Genomic DNA, 17,300 nt, shown 5'->3' on the forward strand with positions numbered 1-17,300 from the left:
AACCGACCCATATGCGAAGTCCTGAAGCTGGACAGAGGCGGCGAGAGCGCTCGCCGCGTGGACGCTTGGCGTCACGAAGATGTGTGAGAAAGGATGTGCGATGCAGCACAAGCGATTTGGAGTTGGGGTGGCGGCGTTGGCGGTGTCGGCCCTGTTCATTGGCGCCTGTTCGAATGCGGCAACAGACTCTCAGTCATCGACCAGCACCACCTCGTCGGCAGCATCGGCATCGCCGAGTGCCGCGAGCAGCGACGCTACCCACAACGACGCTGATGTGACGTTCGCCCAAGGCATGATTCCTCATCATCAGCAGGCGATCGAGATGAGCGACATGCTTCTCGGTAAGCAGGGCATCGATCCCGAGGTCATCGCACTGGCGAACGAAATCAAGAACGCACAAGGCCCTGAGATCGAGACGATGCAGGGCTGGCTCCAGGAGTGGGGAGCGTCGTCCTCGCCTGCACCTGCGCCGACCAGCACCGCAATGCCCGGCCATAATATGCCCGGCCACCAGATGCCTAGCGGCGACATGGGCGACATGCCTGGTATGGGCGGTGGCGGCCACGGCATGATGTCGGAAGCCGACATGGCTGCGCTGCAGAACGCGCAGGGTGCAGAGGCGAGCCGACTTTTCTTGACGCAGATGATTGCCCATCACAAGGGCGCAATCATGATGGCGCAGGAGGAGATTGAAATTGGCCAATTCCCGGCGGCAGTGGAGATGGCGCGAGCCATCGTGTCCTCGCAGCAAGCGGAGATCGACACGATGCAAGGAATGCTGGACAAGTAACAGGTCAGAGGCACGACGGTCAGGTGCGCGCTGAGGCACCCGTGACAGGGAACTCGTCGGCGCGTACCTGAGCAGTGGGTAAGTCGACGGTGAATGTTGCGCCGGCGCCCAGTCCTGCGCTCGCTACGGAAATGGATCCGCCGTGGGCCTGGACCAGCGCTTTGGCAATGGCGAGCCCTAGACCGGCGCCGCCGTGCTCGCGGTCGCGGGCAGCGTCTGCCCGATAGAACCGTTCGAACAGTCGGGTGAGGTGCTCGGGGGCAATTCCTTCACCGGTGTCGGCGATGGCGATTCTCAACCGGTCGCCGTCGCGGACACAGTTGACGTCGACCGATCCGCCGGACGGCGTGTGCCGCAGCGCATTTTCGAGCAGATTGCCCAGGACTTGGGAGAGTCTTTGCTCGTCGGCCCACAACGGCGGCAGCGCCTGCTGGAGGCGTAGGCGTAGTGCAACCCCTTTGGTGTCGTAGCGTTCCTGGGCTGCGGCGACGGATTGGCGCGTCAGGCGGTCGACGTCAATGGTGGCGTACGACATGGACACTGAGCTTTCCTCGGCCTTGGCGAGGGCGGCGACATCATCGGAGAACCGCACCAGCCGGCGGGTCTGGTCGCGCAGCATGGCCGCCGTCTGCGGTGTCAAAGTACGCACCCCGTCTTCGAGGGCTTCGATGTAGGCCTCCAGCACCGCGACCGGTGTGCGGATCTCGTGCGCTAGGTCTCCGAACAGTCGCTGTCGTGTCGAATCAACCGCTTGGAGCCGGGACGCCATCTGATTGAAGGCGGTCGAGAGCGCGTCGAAATCGTCGCCGAGGCGCGGCGATGACACGCGAATCTCGTAATTTCCTTGAGCGACATCGGTGGCGGCGGAGGCGACCTCGGTGATGGAGCGTTGGAGCCGTCGACTGACGTAGAAGCTGACGGCGAGCGCGGCTAACGCCGAGACCGCCAGGGCACCCCCGATGGACATGACCGTGGCGTAGCCGTAGGCCTCCTCGGCATGCACTTCCTCCGGCGAGTCCATCGGCACCCCCGCGAGGTGAAGATGCTCGCGAAACAGAGGAGGGCCAACGACGGCGGCAACCACTGCGGTCGTCGCGGCCCCAGCGACCAACACAATGGCTTGGGCTGCCAGCAGTCGCAGGCCGATACCGGGACGACCCCACCGTCGACGTCGGCGAGGAGTGGGCGCAGGCGGGGGAGTCACTGTCCCGATCCCATCCGGTATCCCACACCTCGCACGGTGGCGATGTAGCGGGGAGAGGCTGCGTCGTCGCCCAGTTTGCGCCGCAGATGGCCGATGTGGACGTCGACGAGATGCTCGTTGCCGACCCAGGGTCCGTCGCGCACGATTTCAAGTAGTTGTCGCCGGCTGAGCACATTGCCTGGCCGGCCGGACAGAGCTTCGAGAATGTCGAATTCTGTGCGAGTCAACAAGATTTGTTCGTCGTCGATGCGTACCTCGCGGGCGGCGACGTCGATGCTCAGCGCGCCGAAGCGACGAGGTGGCGTGACGTCAGTTTCGGCGGTTGTTGTGGCTGATTGCAGGACGCGGGGTCGACGCAGCATGGCGCGAATGCGCGCGACGAGTTCGCGTGGGCTGAAGGGTTTGGTGATGTAGTCGTCGGCGCCGACGGTGAGGCCGAGGACTGTGTCGATTTCGGTATCGCGGGCGGTGAGCATGACGATGTAGGCGTCGGAGAATGTGCGCAGTTGCCTGCAGACTTCCAGTCCATCGATGCCGGGTAGGCCGATGTCGAGGATGACGACATCGGGGTCGAGGTCGCGGGCGACGGCGATCGCGTCGACGCCGTTGGCGGCCACGACTGCCTCGAACTGCTCGCGTTCTAGATAGCTGGCCACCACTTCGGCCAGGGGCAGTTCGTCGTCGACGACCAGGGCGCGGTATCCCTTCGCCGCGTCAGGCGGGGTACCCGGAGGGTGCTCCATGGTCATCATGGTGCCTGCTGATGCGGGTGCGGCGGCGCGCGACTGCCGGAGCGGCGGCAATCTTCAGCAGATCTTTATCAGACTCATACCGATTGCGTCCTGGGGGCGGGAGACGCTCACTGCGGAGGTGGGCCTGACATGCGCTGGCTGATGGACGTCTGCCCGGACAGTCTCGGATGGGAAGCGTGGCTGATCCTGTGCGCCGTCATTGTCGTGCTGTGGGCCGCCGCTATCGCCGGCGCGGCGGCCCTGTTTCACGCTTCTGGGCGGCCGTGCCGCAGCGAGCGGCGTAAGGCACCGGAGGAACGCGTACCGGCAGCCTCTCCGGAGAGGACTGACCCGTCAGAGGCGCGGCGGACGTAGCGCTCGCCACGAACAAGGTCAGTACTCGATCAGGCGCGTGACGTAGGGCGTCATGCCGGAAGTGCGTACGGGGGAGATTTTGACGACGGACCCGGTGTAGGGGGCTTCGATCATCATGCCGTCGCCGAGGTACATGGCTTCGTGCTGGCTGGCGTTGGGGCCGTAGAAGATGAGATCACCGCGCTGCATCTGCGATGACGGTACTTTGCGGCCGGCGTTGTACTGAGATCCGGAGTAGTGGTCGAGTTTGATGCCCACGCCGGCGAAGGCATACAGAATGAGGCCGGAGCAGTCGAAGCCGACGGTGCCGGCTCCTTGATCGATTCCCCGCGCGGGCCCGTTGGCGTTGCCACCACCCCACGAGTAAGGAACGCCGAGTTGGGACATGGCGCGTCGGATCACGAATTCGGAGGCCTGGCGGCCGTACAGGCGTGGGATGCGTCCGTTGGTGATGCCGGGATCGGCGGCGGCGGTAGCCGGGGAGAGGATGCCCAGTTTGACGAGGAAGTTTCGGCCCATGTCGGCGGTGAGTTGCAGCGAGGTCGCCATGATCTTGAGGACGGCGTTGATGATGGCTATGGGGTCGCCGGCCACATTGGCGCTGGGCACCATCGGCAGCGTGGTGTCCCATTGGCCGGTGCCCGAGCTGTCTGCCGGTGCCGGGGTGGAGCGGTCCCATTGGCCGCTCGGCGGGATTGTGGCGCTGGGTTGCGCGGCGGTGGGCTGGTGCGCGGTAGCTGCTACCGGTCGGGCAGTAGTGAGTCGGGTTTGTGCGGCGTCGCGTTCGCCGGCCAGCCGTTCGAGGTCGGACTGCTGAGCGGTGAATGCGCGTTGCGAGGCAATGAGTTCGGCGACTGTACTGTCTTGTCGTCGTTGCGCTTCGGCTGCTGCTGCGTCGGCGTCCAGGCGGGCCTGTTTGGCGGCTGAGAGTTTGTTGGCGCGTTCAGTCTGGCTTCGGCGAAGATCGTCTTTGACTCTGCTGAAGGCGATGAGATAGGTCTGCTGTGTCGATGCTGCTGAGAGGATGTCTTCGGGGCTAGTTGCTAGCGGCAGTGTGCGGGAGGGCCCGTTCATGTAGGTGGAGGCGGCGAACTCGTCGAAACGCTGCTGCGTGGCGTCGATGGCGGTCTGGCTGTCGGCGAGTGCCTGCTCGCTGTCGGCGAGTCTGCGGTGCGCTTGGGAGAGCGCCTCGCGTGCAGTGGCAAGCTCCACCAGGGCCCCATTGACGCTCTCCTGTTTGTGTTGAATGTCCGCGCCGATATCGGCGACATGCTGGTCTGCTTCGGCGACGGCGGCGACAAGTCCTGCGACCGTTTCGTTGTCACCATCAGGTTCGCTTTCGTGCCCGGCCGTGGCGATACCCGAGGGGTGAAGCACCAGCATTGACGCCAGCGCCACAGCGGTGAGAAGTGAAGTGAGGCGCCGCATCAGTTCTCCTGTGGGGTGGCTGCCGGTGGCCGCGAGTCGGTCGGGGCAGTGCGCCGAGGTGTCATGTCCCACTGCCTTCTAGCGCTCTATCTACGTAGTTGCTTAGTACGTAGTTGGAACGTACATCACTGCAGCATCAGGAGAAACGCCTGTCACAGTCTCAACTCGGTAACACCTGAGCGGGCGTCAGCATGTGTGCTCTTGGGCCCGAGGGGCAGATTCCTTGGACTGATTCGATGGCGCACGCATGAGCGAATCAACATCGGTGGCGCAGCCGCGGTGAGGTCCCCAGCATCTGAGCTGTTGGCGGCTACATTAGGAAGCTGCAGGGTGCCGCGCTGTGCGAATCGGCCACCTTGTCAGAGCGGGCAGGAGTTGCGGCGGATGGAACAGCGAGGTTTCGGCGATCTCGAAGCGGTGGTCATGGACTGGGTGTGGGACCACCAGGAGCCGGTCACCGTGCGTGACGTGTTCGAGGACTTGTCTCAGCAGCGACCCATCGCGTACACGACGGTGTTGTCGACCATGGACAACCTGTATCGCAAACGGTGGCTCAAGCGGCAGCGCAGCGGCAAGGCCTATGTGTACCGAGCAGCGATGACTCGTGAGGAGCGCTCGGCGCGTCTGATGAAAGCCGCATTTGACTCCGGCGGCGATACCAATACCGTGCTGGCATTTTTCCTTGAGCAGATGAGCGCAGAGCAATCCGCGCAATTGAAGGCGGCCCTGCGTAAAGGCCGGCGGTCATGACGACGGCTCTGTGGCTGGTGCTCTACGGCGCCGTGCTGTCGTGGCTTGCTCCACCGGTACTGCGGCGCCTTACCGGTGGCGGAGTGAGTCCGTCTATGGGTGTGGCCGCCTGGCTGGCCACGGTTGCTGCCGTGCTTGCGGCGTGGCTTGCGGCAGTGGTGCTGGTGGTCGACGCGACGTCGAACAGCGTGCTGGACGGCTCGGTCGTGACCCTCTGCCTGGAACTGTTCGGGTTCTCCGATCACACCCCGCTGGCGGGACGCCTCGGGTCCATTGCTCTTATCGGTGGGGGACTGCTGACCTTGGCGGTCGTGGCGCTGCGACTGGGACGCTGCCTGGCCAGACTGCGCACCCGAAGCCATGAGCACGCACAGGCCGCGCGGATCGTCGGTCGGCCCACCGACCATCCTCACGTCGTTGTCGTGGAGGCCGACCTTCCCGCGGCCTACTGTGTCATCGGCCGCCCCCATGCGATCGTCGTGACCTCGGCGGCCGTGAAATCGTTGAACCGGTCGCAACTGAAAGCGGTTCTTGCGCACGAGGATGCCCACCTGTCAGGGCATCATCACCACATTCTCATGGTGCTGCGTGCCCTCGCCGCCACCCTTCCTCGCCTTCCTTTGTTCGCCTGCGCGCATCAGGCTGTGGCGGAACTGCTGGAGATGTGTGCCGACGACACCGCCGCTCGTCGCGTCGGGACTCGTCCTTTACTCACGGGGTTGCTTGCGCTGGCCGGTCACCGACTTCCTGTGGCTGAAGGTCTGGCCGCGGCGGCGACGGCGGTTATCACCCGAGCCGAGCGACTGGTCACCCCGACCCGTCGGCACGTGAGGTGGCGTCACCGCGCTCTCCTGGTCGCCGCCATCACCACCATGCTCGCCACTCCGGCATTCATTCAGGTGCTCTGCCACCACTAGGTGCCGGTCGAACCCATCCGCTCTGGGTGCGGGTCGGTGGTGCGCACCTGGACGGACGAGGACCCTTCGGCGGTCAGGTATCTGTCCCCTCAGCAAATCTCTCCCTGGCTGCCTGATGCCTGGGTCCACAGTGCCAATTATCTCCGTAGTCAAACCGTAGATGACCAGTGCAAAGGCCGGTGTCACCGAGGTTCGAGTGATGGCATACGCAGCATCGAAATAAGCAGTACGGCAACGTTATCGGGCGAATGATGTAAAGGTACTGATCGCTTCGCGCGGGCCGCCGACGACGACTGTCGCGGGCAGGTCACGACACGGCGTCGACTGCACGGCCGCAACTCCGTTCGGCGATCCGCTGCTACAGTCGGCAACATCGTGAGCTATATCGACGGGAGTTCCTCGCAGCGGCGACGCGCAGTCGTCGCTGTGTTCCTCGCGTTCTGGACCATCATTGTGGCTGCGGAATGGGCGCTGCCGGGGACCGAGGCGGCGCCAGCCCACGGACCTCACCCCCTTGCGAGCGCGGTGGGCGCGCCGGTGGCTGTCCAGCTCGACCATCCGCACATCTCCCAGGGCGGAAGTGCGCCGTCACCGGAGTCTTTTGCTGAAGCCGTCCTGCCGCGGGGAACAATCACGCTGATTGCCCTGGCCATGGTCAGCGCTCTGGCTGTGTTGCCGGCGCTCTGGCGCTACGCGCCGCTTGCTCCTATTCGCGGTCCTCCGCGCTCACCCGTCGCACAGACCGGACGGCATGTGCTTGTCCGGCTGTGCATCGCGCGTCGCTGATCGGCTAGCGTCAGGCCCCGTCTTCTGGACCGGGGGCCGGTGACCGCTGCCCGCCACCAGCAGCCGCGTCAGTCGCGGCGTCAACAGAAGCGATATCCCCGACATGAATCATGCCGTTTCGATCAACCATGCCCACGACACAGACCAGTTCGAGCACCTACGGCTGGGCCGCTTTGAGCGGCCGGCCACGATGGTCGGTCAGACGCCCGTCCTGAGGATCGGCGCGCCGTTCACCGCCGCAGGGCAGGGGTTTTGGGCCAAACTTGAAGGCTTCAACCCGGGCGGAATGAAGGACCGGCCCGCGCTGCATATGGTCGAACGCGCGCGCACCCGCGGGGTGCTCGCCCCGGGCGCCCGTATCGTCGAATCAACCAGTGGCACATTAGGATTGGGGCTCGCTCTTGCGGGCACTGTGTACGGTCACCCCGTCACCTTGGTCACTGACCCCGGAATGGAACCGATCATTCAACACATGCTCGCCGCGTTCGGCGCGCAGATCGAACTGGTGACTGAGCCCCACGAGCGCGGCGGCTGGCAGCAGGCCCGCATGCAACGCGTGCAGGAGATTCTGGCCACCGATCCGCACGCGTGGCATCCCGACCAGTACAACAATCCGGACAACGTGGAGGCGTACCGCGGGCTGGCGGTCGAATTGAATGAGCAGCTGGGATCTGTGGATGTGTTGGTGTGTTCGGTCGGCACCGGGGGACACTCGGCAGGCGTGGCCCGGGTCTTGCGGGAATTCAATCCCGGCCTGCGGCTGATCGGCGTCGACACGGTGGGCTCCACCATCTTTGGGCAGCGCGCCACCACTCGACTCATGCGCGGCCTCGGCTCAAGCATCTTCCCGGGCAACGTCGATTACGGCGCTTTCAATGAAGTGCACTGGGTCGCGCCGGCGGATGCGGTATGGGCCTGCCGAACCCTGGCGGCGACCCACTATGCCAGTGGCGGGTGGAGTGTCGGCGCGGTCGCGTTGGTGGCAGGGTGGGCTGCGCGGAATAGCGATCCGGGCACCACGGTCGCCGCCATTTTCCCCGACGGTCCGCAGCGCTATTTCGACACCGTCTATAACGACGACTATTGCCGCGCCCATGGTCTGTTGGACAAGGTTCCGTCCGATGAACCAGCCACCATTGACGACCCGTTGGCACACGCGGTCACGACGTGGACGCGGTGCCCCGTGGTTGTTGACCCCACGCAGGTGGTGCCGCGATGACACTGCTGTCCGGGTTCCGCAGCTTCGGCTGGCCCAGTCGCATGCTGATGATTAACCAGTTTGGGATCAACCTCGGTTTCTACATGCTCATGCCCTATCTGGCTGGCTATCTGGCTGGGCCCCTGGGCCTGGCGGCATGGGCCATCGGGCTGGTTCTCGGGGTCCGCAACTTCTCCCAGCAGGGCATGTTCATCATTGGTGGCACGCTGGCCGATCGCCTGGGGTTCAAGCCCCTCATCGTGAGCGGATGTGTGCTGCGCACTGCAGGATTCGGGCTTCTGGTGGTCGCCGACTCGCTACCGGCAGTGTTGGTCGCTTCGGCGGCAACGGGTTTCGCCGGAGCACTTTTCAACCCGGCTGTGCGTGCGTACTTGGCCGCCGACGCGGGCCCTCGACGGGTGGAAGCGTTCGCGCTGTTCAACGTGTTCTATCAGGCGGGCATCCTTGCGGGGCCGTTGGTGGGCCTGGCGTTGATGTTCGTTGACTTCAAGATGACTGCTGCGGCCGCGGCGCTGGTCTTCGCGGCGCTGACCGTGGCGCAGCTGTTCGCATTGCCGCAACGTGCTGTGACTCCAGCACAGGAGAAGACCTCGGTGCTTCAGGACTGGCGGGCAGTCGCGGCCAATCGCTCGTTCCTGTTATTCGCCGTGGCGATGATCGGGTCCTATGTGCTGTCGTTCCAGGTGTACCTTGCGATGCCGCTGCAGGCGCGATACCTGTTTCCCCAAAGCGATTCCGTGGTCACCGCGATGATTTTCGTTGTCTCCGGAGTGGTGGCGGTGCTTGGACAGATGCGGATCACACGGTGGTTTGCGCGGCGTTGGGGTTCGGGGCGGTCGCTGGCGATCGGCATGCTGATTTTGGCGTTGTCGTTTCTGCCGCTGATCGTGTTGCCTGATGATCAGCGAGCCGGCCGTGTTGCTGCGGCTACAGCGCTGCTCATCGCGGCGGCCGTGCTGGCGGTCGGCTCGGCTGCGGTGTTCCCGTTTGAAATGGATACCGTCGTTTCCCTGGCCGGAAACCGGCTCGTCGGAACTCATTACGGTTTTTACAACACGATCGTCGGCGTCGGCATCCTCGTCGGCAACCTGGCAACAGGCTCGTTGATGCAACTCACCCGGGAGGCGGGGCGGCCGGAACTTCTGTGGGTGTTGTTGACAGTCATCGGATTACTGTCGGCGGTTGCGCTGTACCGACTGGATGTGCGAGGACGGCTGGGGTCAGCGCCGGAGGCCGTAACTGAAGCGAACCAACGTTGAGCTTTCCGGTCGGCGCGCCATCTACGTAGTAACTACGTAGATGGCGGTAGGCTGTCTTGTGAGCGGCGCAGTAAGGGATGCGGGCGCGTTGGTTTTCTTGAGCGGCGAGGAGAGTGCTACGACGATCGAGTCGCACCGTCTCGTCGCTGATCCCATACCTCCAGCGGCGGCCGCCGGCCGCATCCGCGTGCTACTGGTGGAGCCTCGACGCATCTATGCGACTACCGTGGCGCGACACCTACTCGCCGGCGATTTCGCCGTGGAGGTGGCGTACTCGCCCGGTGCTGCACTCACAGCACTGCGCGAGCGTGATCCTGATGTGGTTGTCGTGTGCCTCGGTACTCAGGGGCCGGGTACGGCCATGCTTGACCGCATCCGTCAGGAAACTCAGGTCGGCGTGGTTGCTCTCAGCGACGGCGATGTCACCCCGCTGCTCCTTACCTCCGGGAAAATCCCCGGGGACGACATCGAGGCGCTGAACGTGCGAATTCGGTTGGCGCTGAGGCAGTGCCATGTCCACGGCGAACGACGTGACGGCGGCCGCAGCGGCGAGACGCATCGCCGTGAGATCGGAGATCTCCTTTTCGACCTGGCCGGGCGTCGGGTGTTTCTCCGCGGCGAGGCGTTGCCACTCACCCGCACAGAGTTTGAGGTTCTCTGCACGTTGGCAGAAAGTCCGGGTGAACCGGTGACCTGTCGTCAATTGCAGCTGAGCCTGTGGGGGGATGCGTCTGCCGGTGGCCGGAACAGTCTGGGGGTGCATGTGGGTCATCTTCGGCGCAAGCTGGGTGACGATCCGGCATCACCGCGGTACCTCCGCACGGTGCGCGGGACCGGCTACTGCCTCACAGCCGACGTGGGGCAGCCAGTGTCGGGTGCGTCGTAGCGATCCAACTGGTGACCGGTTGCGGCGAGCAGTCAGCTCTCGATGATGCGAACGACGTAAGGCGTCATCCCTGACATTCGCACCGGGGAGATTTTGATCGGCACACCGGTCTGCTGCGCCTCGAGCATCTGCCCGCCGCCCAAATAGATAGCTTCGTGCTGACTGCCGCCCGGCCCCCAGAACAGCAAATCGCCTCGCTTCGCCTGGGCGGGTGGCACTTTGCGGCCGGCGTCGTACTGGTCACCGGACCATCGCGGGAGCAGAACACCGACGCCGGCGAACGCGAACCGCGTCAGGCCTGAACAGTCAAAGCCCACGGTGCCTGCTCCCTGGTCGACACCGCGGCTGGGACCGGTGAGGCTTCCGCCACCCCACGAGTAGGGAACACCGATTTGCGTTCCCGCCCTGCGAATCACGTACTCGATCGCCTGCGCACCATTGACCCGATTTCCACGCACGCTCTTCGACGGATCCGCGGCGGGACTGACGATCCCCAGACTGCTGAGGAAGCTGCGACCCATATTCATGGCCGTCTGCGTCGCCATGGCCGTTGCCTGCAGGGATGCGTTCGCGATGGCAACCGGATCGCCGGGAGCGCCCGCGCTCGCCATCTTCGGCAGCAGCGGGTCCCACGGGCCTGCGGCAGGTTGGGCCGACGCGACCGGTGCGCACGCGAGGAAAAGTAAGACGACGATGGCGATCACACCGGGGAGCCGTCGAACGCGTCCCGCAAGAGGGATTTCCGGGTCGCAGCGGTCAGCGCGCGCAATTGCCGCACCCTTGCTCCGGACGTGTAATCCCATGTCTTCTCCTCGGTGCGCCCGGCGGTGAGCTACTTCGCTCACCAACAGCGGGGCTGAATCGCATACGTACGGCGCAGCACCGAAATACGTAGCTCCTACGTAGAAAAGCGTAACTCACAAAAGCCCCACCAGTAACAGCAGCCACATAACTACAACGATGAAATTCGCTGCGACAGTGGGATTCAATGCGACTGACGCCGGACAGGAACCCTTTCGCGGCCAGGACTATGCGCGTCAAATAGCGCGTGGATCACGCAAGTGTGCGAGTTGCATTGGAAAGGCGCTCTACGGGCCGTCGGAGGCGAGCAACAATGCTGCTCCAAGGAGCCATATAGAGGCCCCGTCTGCGATAGCGCGTCGCCATCGGCCATCGGCCATCGGCCATCGGGAGTCGGTGGCTGCAGCGACGTCGGCAACGGCGCGTGCGGCAGCGGCGTTTGCGGATCGACCCCAAATGTACTGCGGAGAAACGGGTTCAGCGACTCCAGGCGCCGAAGCCATGTCGGCTCGGCGTCAAGCACTTCCGTTACTTAAAGGTTGGCGTTTCCGGCCTTCCATTGCTCCCACGGGATGTTCCAGTCGCCGAGGCCGTCGGTTCCCGACAGGGTTGGGCCGGTCGTGTTGATGACTTCTACGACGTCGCCGCGGCGGGTGTTGTCGTAGAACCAGCGGGCATTGGCTGGATTGACGTTGAGGCATCCGTGGCTGACGTTGGCGATACCTTGGCTACCCACCGACCATGGGGCAGAGTGCACGTAGATGCCGCTGTATGACATTTGCGTCGCCCACTCGACCTCGGTGCGGTACCCGTCGGGAGAGTTGACGGGGACGCCGTAGGTAGACGAGTCCATCACCAGGAATGAGTAGCGGTCGCCGATGATGTAGGCGCCGTTGTCGGTGGGTGTTTTGGCTTTTCCCATGGAGACGGGCATGGTTTTGACGACTTCACCGTTGCGCCGCACAGTCATGGTCTTGGTGGCGTCATCGGCGGTGGCGATGATCTGGTCGCCCACCGTGAAGCGAGTGGTGACGTCATCCTGGCCGAAGAGCCCGTCGCCGAAGTCGACGCCATAAGCCTTGACCGACACCTCAATGTTCGTTCCGGGCTCCCAGTATTCGGCGGGCCGCCAGCGGACTTCACGATTGCTGAGCCAGTAGAACGCGCCCTCAACCGGGGGGCTCGTGGTCACGGTGATCGCCTGCTGCGCCGCAGTCCGGTTTGTGATGTTCTCGTCAAAGCGAATTGCTATGGGTTGACCCACGCCCACCGTTTCGCCGTCATTGGGCAAGACGTAGGGCATCGTCAGGTTTTCGGGGGAATGTGTTTCGAATGTTGCGCTGGTGCTTGTGGTTCCGCCAAGGCCTTGTGCGTGCGCCTGCAACGTGTACTGCTTGTTGTAGCCCAGCGGTTCCGCCGATGACCAGGTAACGCCGTCGGGGCCCAGCTGCCCGTCGACAAGTTCGCCCGCCTCGTTGGTCAGCGACACTTGGCCGAGAACACCGTCGCCGGCGGTTACGGTGACGGGGGCATCGACAGCGACCCCGATGGCACCATCAGTGACGGACGCTTCCAGTTTCGGTACGAGCAAGTCTGCGTAGGGCGTGCCCTTGTCGGTGATGACGTCGGGCGTGGGTGCCGCCGCCGGGGACGAGGTGCAGGCGGTCGCGATCAGCAGCACCGCCACCGCGAGGACGATCGTGCGCAGCAGCGTGTGCGTCGTCGATCGAAACGCTGGGGGGCAGCCTGTCTGCGGCATGAGTGGGGCTCTCCGTATCGGGTTGTCGTCATCGGCTAATGGGCGGGGCACCGCCTGGTGCGTCGCGGGGGCTGGTCGCGGGCGACGGCGCATGGTTCACGGGTATGCCTTCCAGTGTGCTGATGCGTCGTTTGGCTTTCTTAGTCCTTCGATGAAGATTCGATAAAGGCGCCGCGTTGGTCTACAAAGTGTGTTGGCGGACTGCTGGGATGGGCCGGGTGCGCGCGGCGTGCGGTGTTCACACATCGTTTGCTTGCATCTTGGTTCGATAGTCGTCAATATCGATATATGTCGAACCCAGGGGGAGTGCCCGAAGACGCGTGTTGCGTCACGCCACCGCTGTTGCGCGAGCCGCTGACTGAGCCGGCGGCCACCGAGATGGCCAAGAAGTTGAAAGCGCTGGCTGATCCGGTGCGGCTGCGGCTGTTCAGTGCGATCGCCAGTCATTCCGGTGGGGAGGCGTGCGTGTGTGACGTCTCGGGTGGCATAGACGTCTCCCAGCCCACGGTGTCGCATCACCTCAAGGTCTTGCGCGCCGCCGGCCTGCTCACTTCTGAGCGTCGGGCGTCGTGGGTGTACTACGCCGTGGTCCCCGAAGCGCTGCGCGACATCGCGGCGCTGCTGGACCTCAACACCGCAGCACTGGCAGGGGTGACGGCATGACCGACACGGTGGCCTCGAGTTCCTCAGCGCCGGTGGTGGGCAAGCTGTCCACCCTGGACCGGTTCCTGCCGGTGTGGATCGGCGTCGCTATGGTCGCCGGGCTGCTCCTCGGCCGCTGGATTCCCGGCCTGAACACGGCGCTGGAAAGCGTTCAGATCGACGGCATTTCGCTTCCCATCGCCCTCGGCCTGCTGATCATGATGTATCCGGTCCTGGCCAAGGTTCGCTACGACCGCCTCGACACCGTGACCGGCGACCGCAAATTGCTGCTGAGTTCGCTGTTCTTGAACTGGGTGTTCGGCCCGGCGCTAATGTTCGCGTTGGCCTGGCTGATGCTGCCCGACCTTCCCGAGTACCGGACCGGCCTGATCATCGTCGGCCTGGCCCGCTGCATCGCCATGGTCATCATCTGGAACGACCTGGCCTGCGGTGACCGCGAAGCCGCCGCCGTCCTCGTCGCGCTGAACTCGATCTTCCAGGTCATCATGTTCGCCGTCCTGGGCTGGTTCTACCTGTCAGTCCTGCCCGGCTGGCTCGGCCTCGAACAGACCACCATCAGCACCTCGCCGTGGCAGATCGCCAAATCGGTGCTCATCTTCCTGGGCATCCCCCTGCTGGCCGGCTACCTGTCGCGCCGGATCGGGGAAAAGGCCAAGGGCCGCGACTGGTACGAGTCGACCTTCCTGCCTCGGATCGGGCCGTGGGCCCTCTACGGGCTGCTGTTCACCATCGTGATTCTCTTTGCGCTGCAAGGCGAACAGATCACCAGCCATCCCTTCGACGTCGCCAGGATCGCGCTGCCGCTGCTGGTCTACTTCGCCATCATGTGGGGCGGGGGCTACCTGCTGGGCGCCGCGATCGGCCTGGGCTACCCGCGGACCACCACCCTGGCCTTCACCGCGGCGGGCAACAACTTCGAGCTGGCCATCGCCGTCGCGATCGCCACCTACGGCGCCACCTCCGGGCAAGCCCTCGCCGGGGTCGTCGGCCCGCTCATCGAAGTCCCCGTCCTGGTGGGGCTGGTGTACGTGTCGCTGGCCCTGCGCCGACGCTTCCGAGACGCCACCACCACCGCACCCGCTGCAGTTCACCCGTCCACGACACAGGAGTCCTGACACCATGTCTGACAGCCCCGCCGCCCTGCGCCCGCACCGCGACCTGTCCATCGACCAACAACACGCCCTGAAGACCGCGGCCACCCGGTTGGAACGCGACTTCGGTGACAGCTTCGGTGTGGAGACCATCGAACGGTTCCTGCACACCTCCTATGACCAGTTCGCCGGCCGCGCCACCGTCCCGAACTTCCTGCCGCTGCTGGCCGAACGATTCGCCCGCCAACGTCTGCACGCCCTGGCGAGGGTGGAAGGCAAGATCAGCGACGGCAAGCCCACGGTGCTGTTCCTGTGTACCCACAACGCTGGCCGGTCTCAGATGGCGCTGGGCTTCTTCACCCACCTCGCCGGCGACGACGCGGTGGCCTGGTCGGGTGGCTCCGAGCCTGGCGATGCCATCAACCCGTCCGCCGTGGCGGTGATGGCCGAGGTCGGCATCGACATCACCGGCGAGTTCCCCAAGCCTTGGACCGATGAAATCGTGCAGGCAGCCGATGTGGTGATCACCATGGGCTGCGGGGACGCCTGCCCGATCTTCCCCGGCAAGCGCTACGAGAACTGGGACCTACCCGATCCGGAAGGCCAGGACGTCACCGCGGTCCGCCCGATCCGCGACGACCTCGAAGAACGCGTCCGCCGCCTCCTCGCGGAACTCAACGTCATCGCACGACAGAATTAGGAGCACAGGGCCCGATGACTGACTCGACACCGTCGGTGTTGTTCGTGTGCGTGAAGAACGGCGGCAAGTCGCAGATGGCGGCTGGGCTCATGCGCCAGCTCGCCGGCGACACCGTGGCTGTGCATTCGGCCGGGACCAAACCTGGTGCCGCGGTCAACGATCTATCCGCCGAAGCACTTCGGGAGGTGGGCGTCGACATCGCCGGTGAGCAGCCCAAGCCGGTGGACTACGAGCTGGCTCGCGACGTCGATCTGGTGGTCACCCTCGGCCGGGAAGCCCAACTCGATCCGCTACCAGGCATCCGGGTGGAGAACTGGGACACCGACGAACCCTCTGACCGCGGCATCGACGGCATCGAACGCATGCGCCTGGTCCGCGACGACATCACCGCCCGCGTCCAACGCCTCCACACCACGCTCACCAACGGCACTGCCTGACACTCAGCCCGCTTTCACGCTGCAGCGCGGCAGCACCCACCCTTCCACTCGATATACCGAGGAGACTTCGTCATGCCCGCACGCCATATCGTCGCCATCGGCGGCAGCGACGCCGGAATCAGCGCCGCTCTACGCATCCGTGAACTCGACCCCAGCACCGAAGTGACGGTCGTCGTCGCCGACGCCTACCCCAACTTCTCCATTTGCGGCATCCCGTACTACGTCTCCGGGGAGGTCACGCACTGGACCAATCTGGCGCATCGCACCGCTGATGACCTGGCCGCCACCGGTATGCGGGTCCTCACCGACACCCGCGCCACCCGGATCAACGTCGCCGAACACACCCTCGACGTCCTCGACCCCACCGGGGCGCCCACCGAACTGTCCTACGATGCCCTGATCGTGGGCACCGGCGCCGTCAGTGCCCGCCCACCGATCGACGGTCTCACCGGACCAGACGCCCTCGGCCCCCAAGATGGCGTGCACCTGCTGCATTCGATGGGCGACACCTTTGCCGTCATGGAGTCCCTTGAGCAGCGCGGCCCTAAGACCGCGGTCATCATCGGCGCCGGGTACATCGGCCTGGAGATGGCCGAAGGACTCACCACCCGCGGTATCGCCGTCACCCAGATCGAGGCGCTACCCGAAGTGCTGCCGACCGTCGACCCCGAGCTGGGCGCCCTGGTCCACGACGAACTGGAACGCCACGGCGTTCAGGTCCTCACCAACACCACCGTCTCCGCCGTCGCCCGCACCGACGCCGGCGCGTTGACGGTGACTGCCTACTGTGGCGGCGAAACACTGCAGCAGACAGTCGATTTCGTGCTCGTCGTGGTCGGTGTGCGACCGGACGTGGAGCTGGCCGCCGATGCTGGCGCCGAACTCGGGATCCAAGGTGCGATCGCCGTGGATGAGGCGATGCGCACGAATCTGCCGGATGTGTTCGCTGCCGGGGACTGCGTGCACACCCACCACCGCCTGCTCGGCGTGACGTGGCTGCCGTTGGGCACCACCGCTCACAAACAGGGCCGCGTCGCCGGGGAGAACGCCCTCGGCGGTAACGCCCGCTTCGCGGGCAGCCTTGGCACCCAGGTGGTCAAGGTCTTCGACCTGGTGGCCGCCCGCACCGGGCTGCGCGACCACGAAGTGCTCGCCGCAGACCGCGGGTGGACACCGGTCACCACCGCAGCCACCCCGGATGACCACAAGGCGTACTACCCGGGTGCGACCCCCATTCACATCCGGATCACCGGCGACGAACGCACCGGCCGGCTGCTGGGGGCGCAGCTCGTCGGGCACCGCAGCGCCGAGGTGTCCAAACGGGTCGACACCTACGCCACCGCACTGTTCCACGAGATGAGCGTCGAAGGCTTCTCCGAGCTGGACCTGTCCTACACCCCGCCGCTGGGATCACCCTGGGACGCAACCCAAATGGCCACCCAGACCTGGGCCCGCCACCTCCGGGCGAAGGCATTCAGCTGACCTTCTGGGTGCACGGGATCGG

The 17,300-nt window shown here is 64.9% G+C and carries 16 protein-coding genes and 1 pseudogene; 12 read left to right on the forward strand and 5 right to left on the reverse strand.

Features of this window, described 5'->3' with window-relative positions:
- Positions 1-100: 100 nt before the first annotated feature.
- On the forward strand, positions 101-790 hold the full coding sequence (locus NM203_RS29595; protein WP_255064334.1) for a DUF305 domain-containing protein: 690 nt from the start codon (positions 101-103) through the stop codon (positions 788-790).
- Between the two features lie 19 nt (positions 791-809).
- Here NM203_RS29595 and NM203_RS29600 read toward each other — a convergent pair whose 3' ends face one another.
- The 3 genes from NM203_RS29600 to ripA all read right to left on the reverse strand — a co-directional run bounded on the left by NM203_RS29600 (position 810) and on the right by ripA (position 4,528).
- Positions 810-1,994 (reverse strand): sensor histidine kinase, encoded by a 1,185-nt coding sequence (locus tag NM203_RS29600; RefSeq protein WP_255064335.1) that lies wholly within the window; start codon positions 1,992-1,994, stop codon positions 810-812.
- The gene (locus NM203_RS29605; protein ID WP_255064336.1) at positions 1,991-2,746 is read right to left on the reverse strand and encodes a response regulator; all 756 of its coding nucleotides are present in this window, start codon (positions 2,744-2,746) and stop codon (positions 1,991-1,993) included. The genes NM203_RS29600 and NM203_RS29605 overlap by 4 nt, the downstream gene beginning before the upstream one ends.
- A gap of 372 nt (positions 2,747-3,118) precedes the next feature.
- Complete coding sequence (gene ripA / locus NM203_RS29610; protein ID WP_255064337.1) at positions 3,119-4,528, reverse strand: NlpC/P60 family peptidoglycan endopeptidase RipA; 1,410 nt, start codon at positions 4,526-4,528, stop codon at positions 3,119-3,121.
- 384 nt (positions 4,529-4,912) lie between these two features.
- Here ripA and NM203_RS29615 point away from each other — a divergent pair, with 384 nt between their 5' ends.
- The 6 genes from NM203_RS29615 (at position 4,913) to NM203_RS29640 (ending at position 10,345) form a co-directional block, all read left to right on the forward strand.
- Complete coding sequence (locus NM203_RS29615; RefSeq protein ID WP_255064338.1) at positions 4,913-5,278, forward strand: BlaI/MecI/CopY family transcriptional regulator; 366 nt, start codon at positions 4,913-4,915, stop codon at positions 5,276-5,278.
- Positions 5,275-6,195: a M56 family metallopeptidase gene (locus tag NM203_RS29620; RefSeq protein WP_255064339.1), complete on the forward strand. Its 921-nt coding sequence runs from the start codon at positions 5,275-5,277 to the stop codon at positions 6,193-6,195. The genes NM203_RS29615 and NM203_RS29620 overlap by 4 nt, the downstream gene beginning before the upstream one ends.
- A 375-nt stretch (positions 6,196-6,570) precedes the next feature.
- Positions 6,571-6,981 (forward strand): putative copper homeostasis (lipo)protein LpqS, encoded by a 411-nt coding sequence (gene lpqS, locus NM203_RS29625; protein ID WP_255064340.1) that lies wholly within the window; start codon positions 6,571-6,573, stop codon positions 6,979-6,981.
- 103 nt (positions 6,982-7,084) lie between these two features.
- Complete coding sequence (locus NM203_RS29630) at positions 7,085-8,200, forward strand: PLP-dependent cysteine synthase family protein (RefSeq protein ID WP_255064341.1); 1,116 nt, start codon at positions 7,085-7,087, stop codon at positions 8,198-8,200.
- Complete coding sequence (locus NM203_RS29635) at positions 8,197-9,459, forward strand: MFS transporter (RefSeq protein WP_255064342.1); 1,263 nt, start codon at positions 8,197-8,199, stop codon at positions 9,457-9,459. The genes NM203_RS29630 and NM203_RS29635 overlap by 4 nt, the downstream gene beginning before the upstream one ends.
- 58 nt (positions 9,460-9,517) lie before the next feature.
- On the forward strand, positions 9,518-10,345 hold the full coding sequence (locus NM203_RS29640) for a winged helix-turn-helix transcriptional regulator (protein ID WP_255064343.1): 828 nt from the start codon (positions 9,518-9,520) through the stop codon (positions 10,343-10,345).
- Positions 10,346-10,377: 32 nt separating this feature from the next.
- On the opposite strand, the gene ripB is transcribed toward NM203_RS29640, so the two are convergent.
- Together ripB and NM203_RS29650 are read right to left on the reverse strand one after the other, a co-directional pair.
- On the reverse strand, positions 10,378-11,148 hold the full coding sequence (gene ripB, locus NM203_RS29645) for an NlpC/P60 family peptidoglycan endopeptidase RipB (protein WP_222882784.1): 771 nt from the start codon (positions 11,146-11,148) through the stop codon (positions 10,378-10,380).
- 530 nt (positions 11,149-11,678) lie between these two features.
- The gene (locus tag NM203_RS29650) at positions 11,679-12,905 is read right to left on the reverse strand and encodes a L,D-transpeptidase (protein WP_222882783.1); all 1,227 of its coding nucleotides are present in this window, start codon (positions 12,903-12,905) and stop codon (positions 11,679-11,681) included.
- 288 nt (positions 12,906-13,193) lie between these two features.
- On the opposite strand from NM203_RS29650, the gene NM203_RS29655 reads away from it, so the two are divergent.
- The 5 genes and pseudogenes from NM203_RS29655 (at position 13,194) to NM203_RS29675 (ending at position 17,278) form a co-directional block, all read left to right on the forward strand.
- Positions 13,194-13,568: an ArsR/SmtB family transcription factor gene (locus NM203_RS29655; protein WP_222882782.1), complete on the forward strand. Its 375-nt coding sequence runs from the start codon at positions 13,194-13,196 to the stop codon at positions 13,566-13,568.
- Positions 13,565-14,650 (forward strand): annotated as a pseudogene (arsB, locus tag NM203_RS29660) (ACR3 family arsenite efflux transporter); the annotation flags it as partial. The gene NM203_RS29655 and the pseudogene arsB, both read left to right, overlap by 4 nt.
- Before the next feature lie 37 nt (positions 14,651-14,687).
- Positions 14,688-15,359, forward strand: coding sequence for an arsenate reductase ArsC (locus tag NM203_RS29665; RefSeq protein WP_222882780.1), 672 nt, complete (start codon positions 14,688-14,690; stop codon positions 15,357-15,359).
- Between the two features lie 14 nt (positions 15,360-15,373).
- Positions 15,374-15,796 (forward strand): arsenate-mycothiol transferase ArsC, encoded by a 423-nt coding sequence (locus NM203_RS29670; protein ID WP_030133915.1) that lies wholly within the window; start codon positions 15,374-15,376, stop codon positions 15,794-15,796.
- A 72-nt stretch (positions 15,797-15,868) separates the two neighbouring features.
- Entirely contained in the window at positions 15,869-17,278 is a 1,410-nt protein-coding gene (locus NM203_RS29675; RefSeq protein WP_030133916.1) for an FAD-dependent oxidoreductase, read from the forward strand.
- Positions 17,279-17,300 lie beyond the last annotated feature (22 nt).

The sequence above is a fragment of the Mycolicibacterium arenosum genome, assembly GCF_024320865.1.
GTDB lineage: Bacteria > Actinomycetota > Actinomycetes > Mycobacteriales > Mycobacteriaceae > Mycobacterium > Mycobacterium arenosum.

Bases quoted from the DNA above. Each gene is read 5' to 3' on its own strand.
- ripA (WP_255064337.1), bottom strand. From the start codon at position 4,528: ATGCGGCGCCTCACTTCACTTCTCACCGCTGTGGCGCTGGCGTCAATG.
- NM203_RS29665 (WP_222882780.1), top strand. From the start codon at position 14,688: ATGTCTGACAGCCCCGCCGCCCTGCGCCCGCACCGCGACCTGTCCATC.
- NM203_RS29630 (WP_255064341.1), top strand. From the start codon at position 7,085: ATGAATCATGCCGTTTCGATCAACCATGCCCACGACACAGACCAGTTC.
- NM203_RS29615 (WP_255064338.1), top strand. From the start codon at position 4,913: ATGGAACAGCGAGGTTTCGGCGATCTCGAAGCGGTGGTCATGGACTGG.
- NM203_RS29620 (WP_255064339.1), top strand. From the start codon at position 5,275: ATGACGACGGCTCTGTGGCTGGTGCTCTACGGCGCCGTGCTGTCGTGG.
- NM203_RS29635 (WP_255064342.1), top strand. From the start codon at position 8,197: ATGACACTGCTGTCCGGGTTCCGCAGCTTCGGCTGGCCCAGTCGCATG.
- ripB (WP_222882784.1), bottom strand. From the start codon at position 11,148: ATGGGATTACACGTCCGGAGCAAGGGTGCGGCAATTGCGCGCGCTGAC.
- NM203_RS29650 (WP_222882783.1), bottom strand. From the start codon at position 12,905: ATGCCGCAGACAGGCTGCCCCCCAGCGTTTCGATCGACGACGCACACG.
- NM203_RS29595 (WP_255064334.1), top strand. From the start codon at position 101: ATGCAGCACAAGCGATTTGGAGTTGGGGTGGCGGCGTTGGCGGTGTCG.
- NM203_RS29655 (WP_222882782.1), top strand. From the start codon at position 13,194: ATGTCGAACCCAGGGGGAGTGCCCGAAGACGCGTGTTGCGTCACGCCA.
- NM203_RS29605 (WP_255064336.1), bottom strand. From the start codon at position 2,746: ATGATGACCATGGAGCACCCTCCGGGTACCCCGCCTGACGCGGCGAAG.
- NM203_RS29675 (WP_030133916.1), top strand. From the start codon at position 15,869: ATGCCCGCACGCCATATCGTCGCCATCGGCGGCAGCGACGCCGGAATC.
- NM203_RS29670 (WP_030133915.1), top strand. From the start codon at position 15,374: ATGACTGACTCGACACCGTCGGTGTTGTTCGTGTGCGTGAAGAACGGC.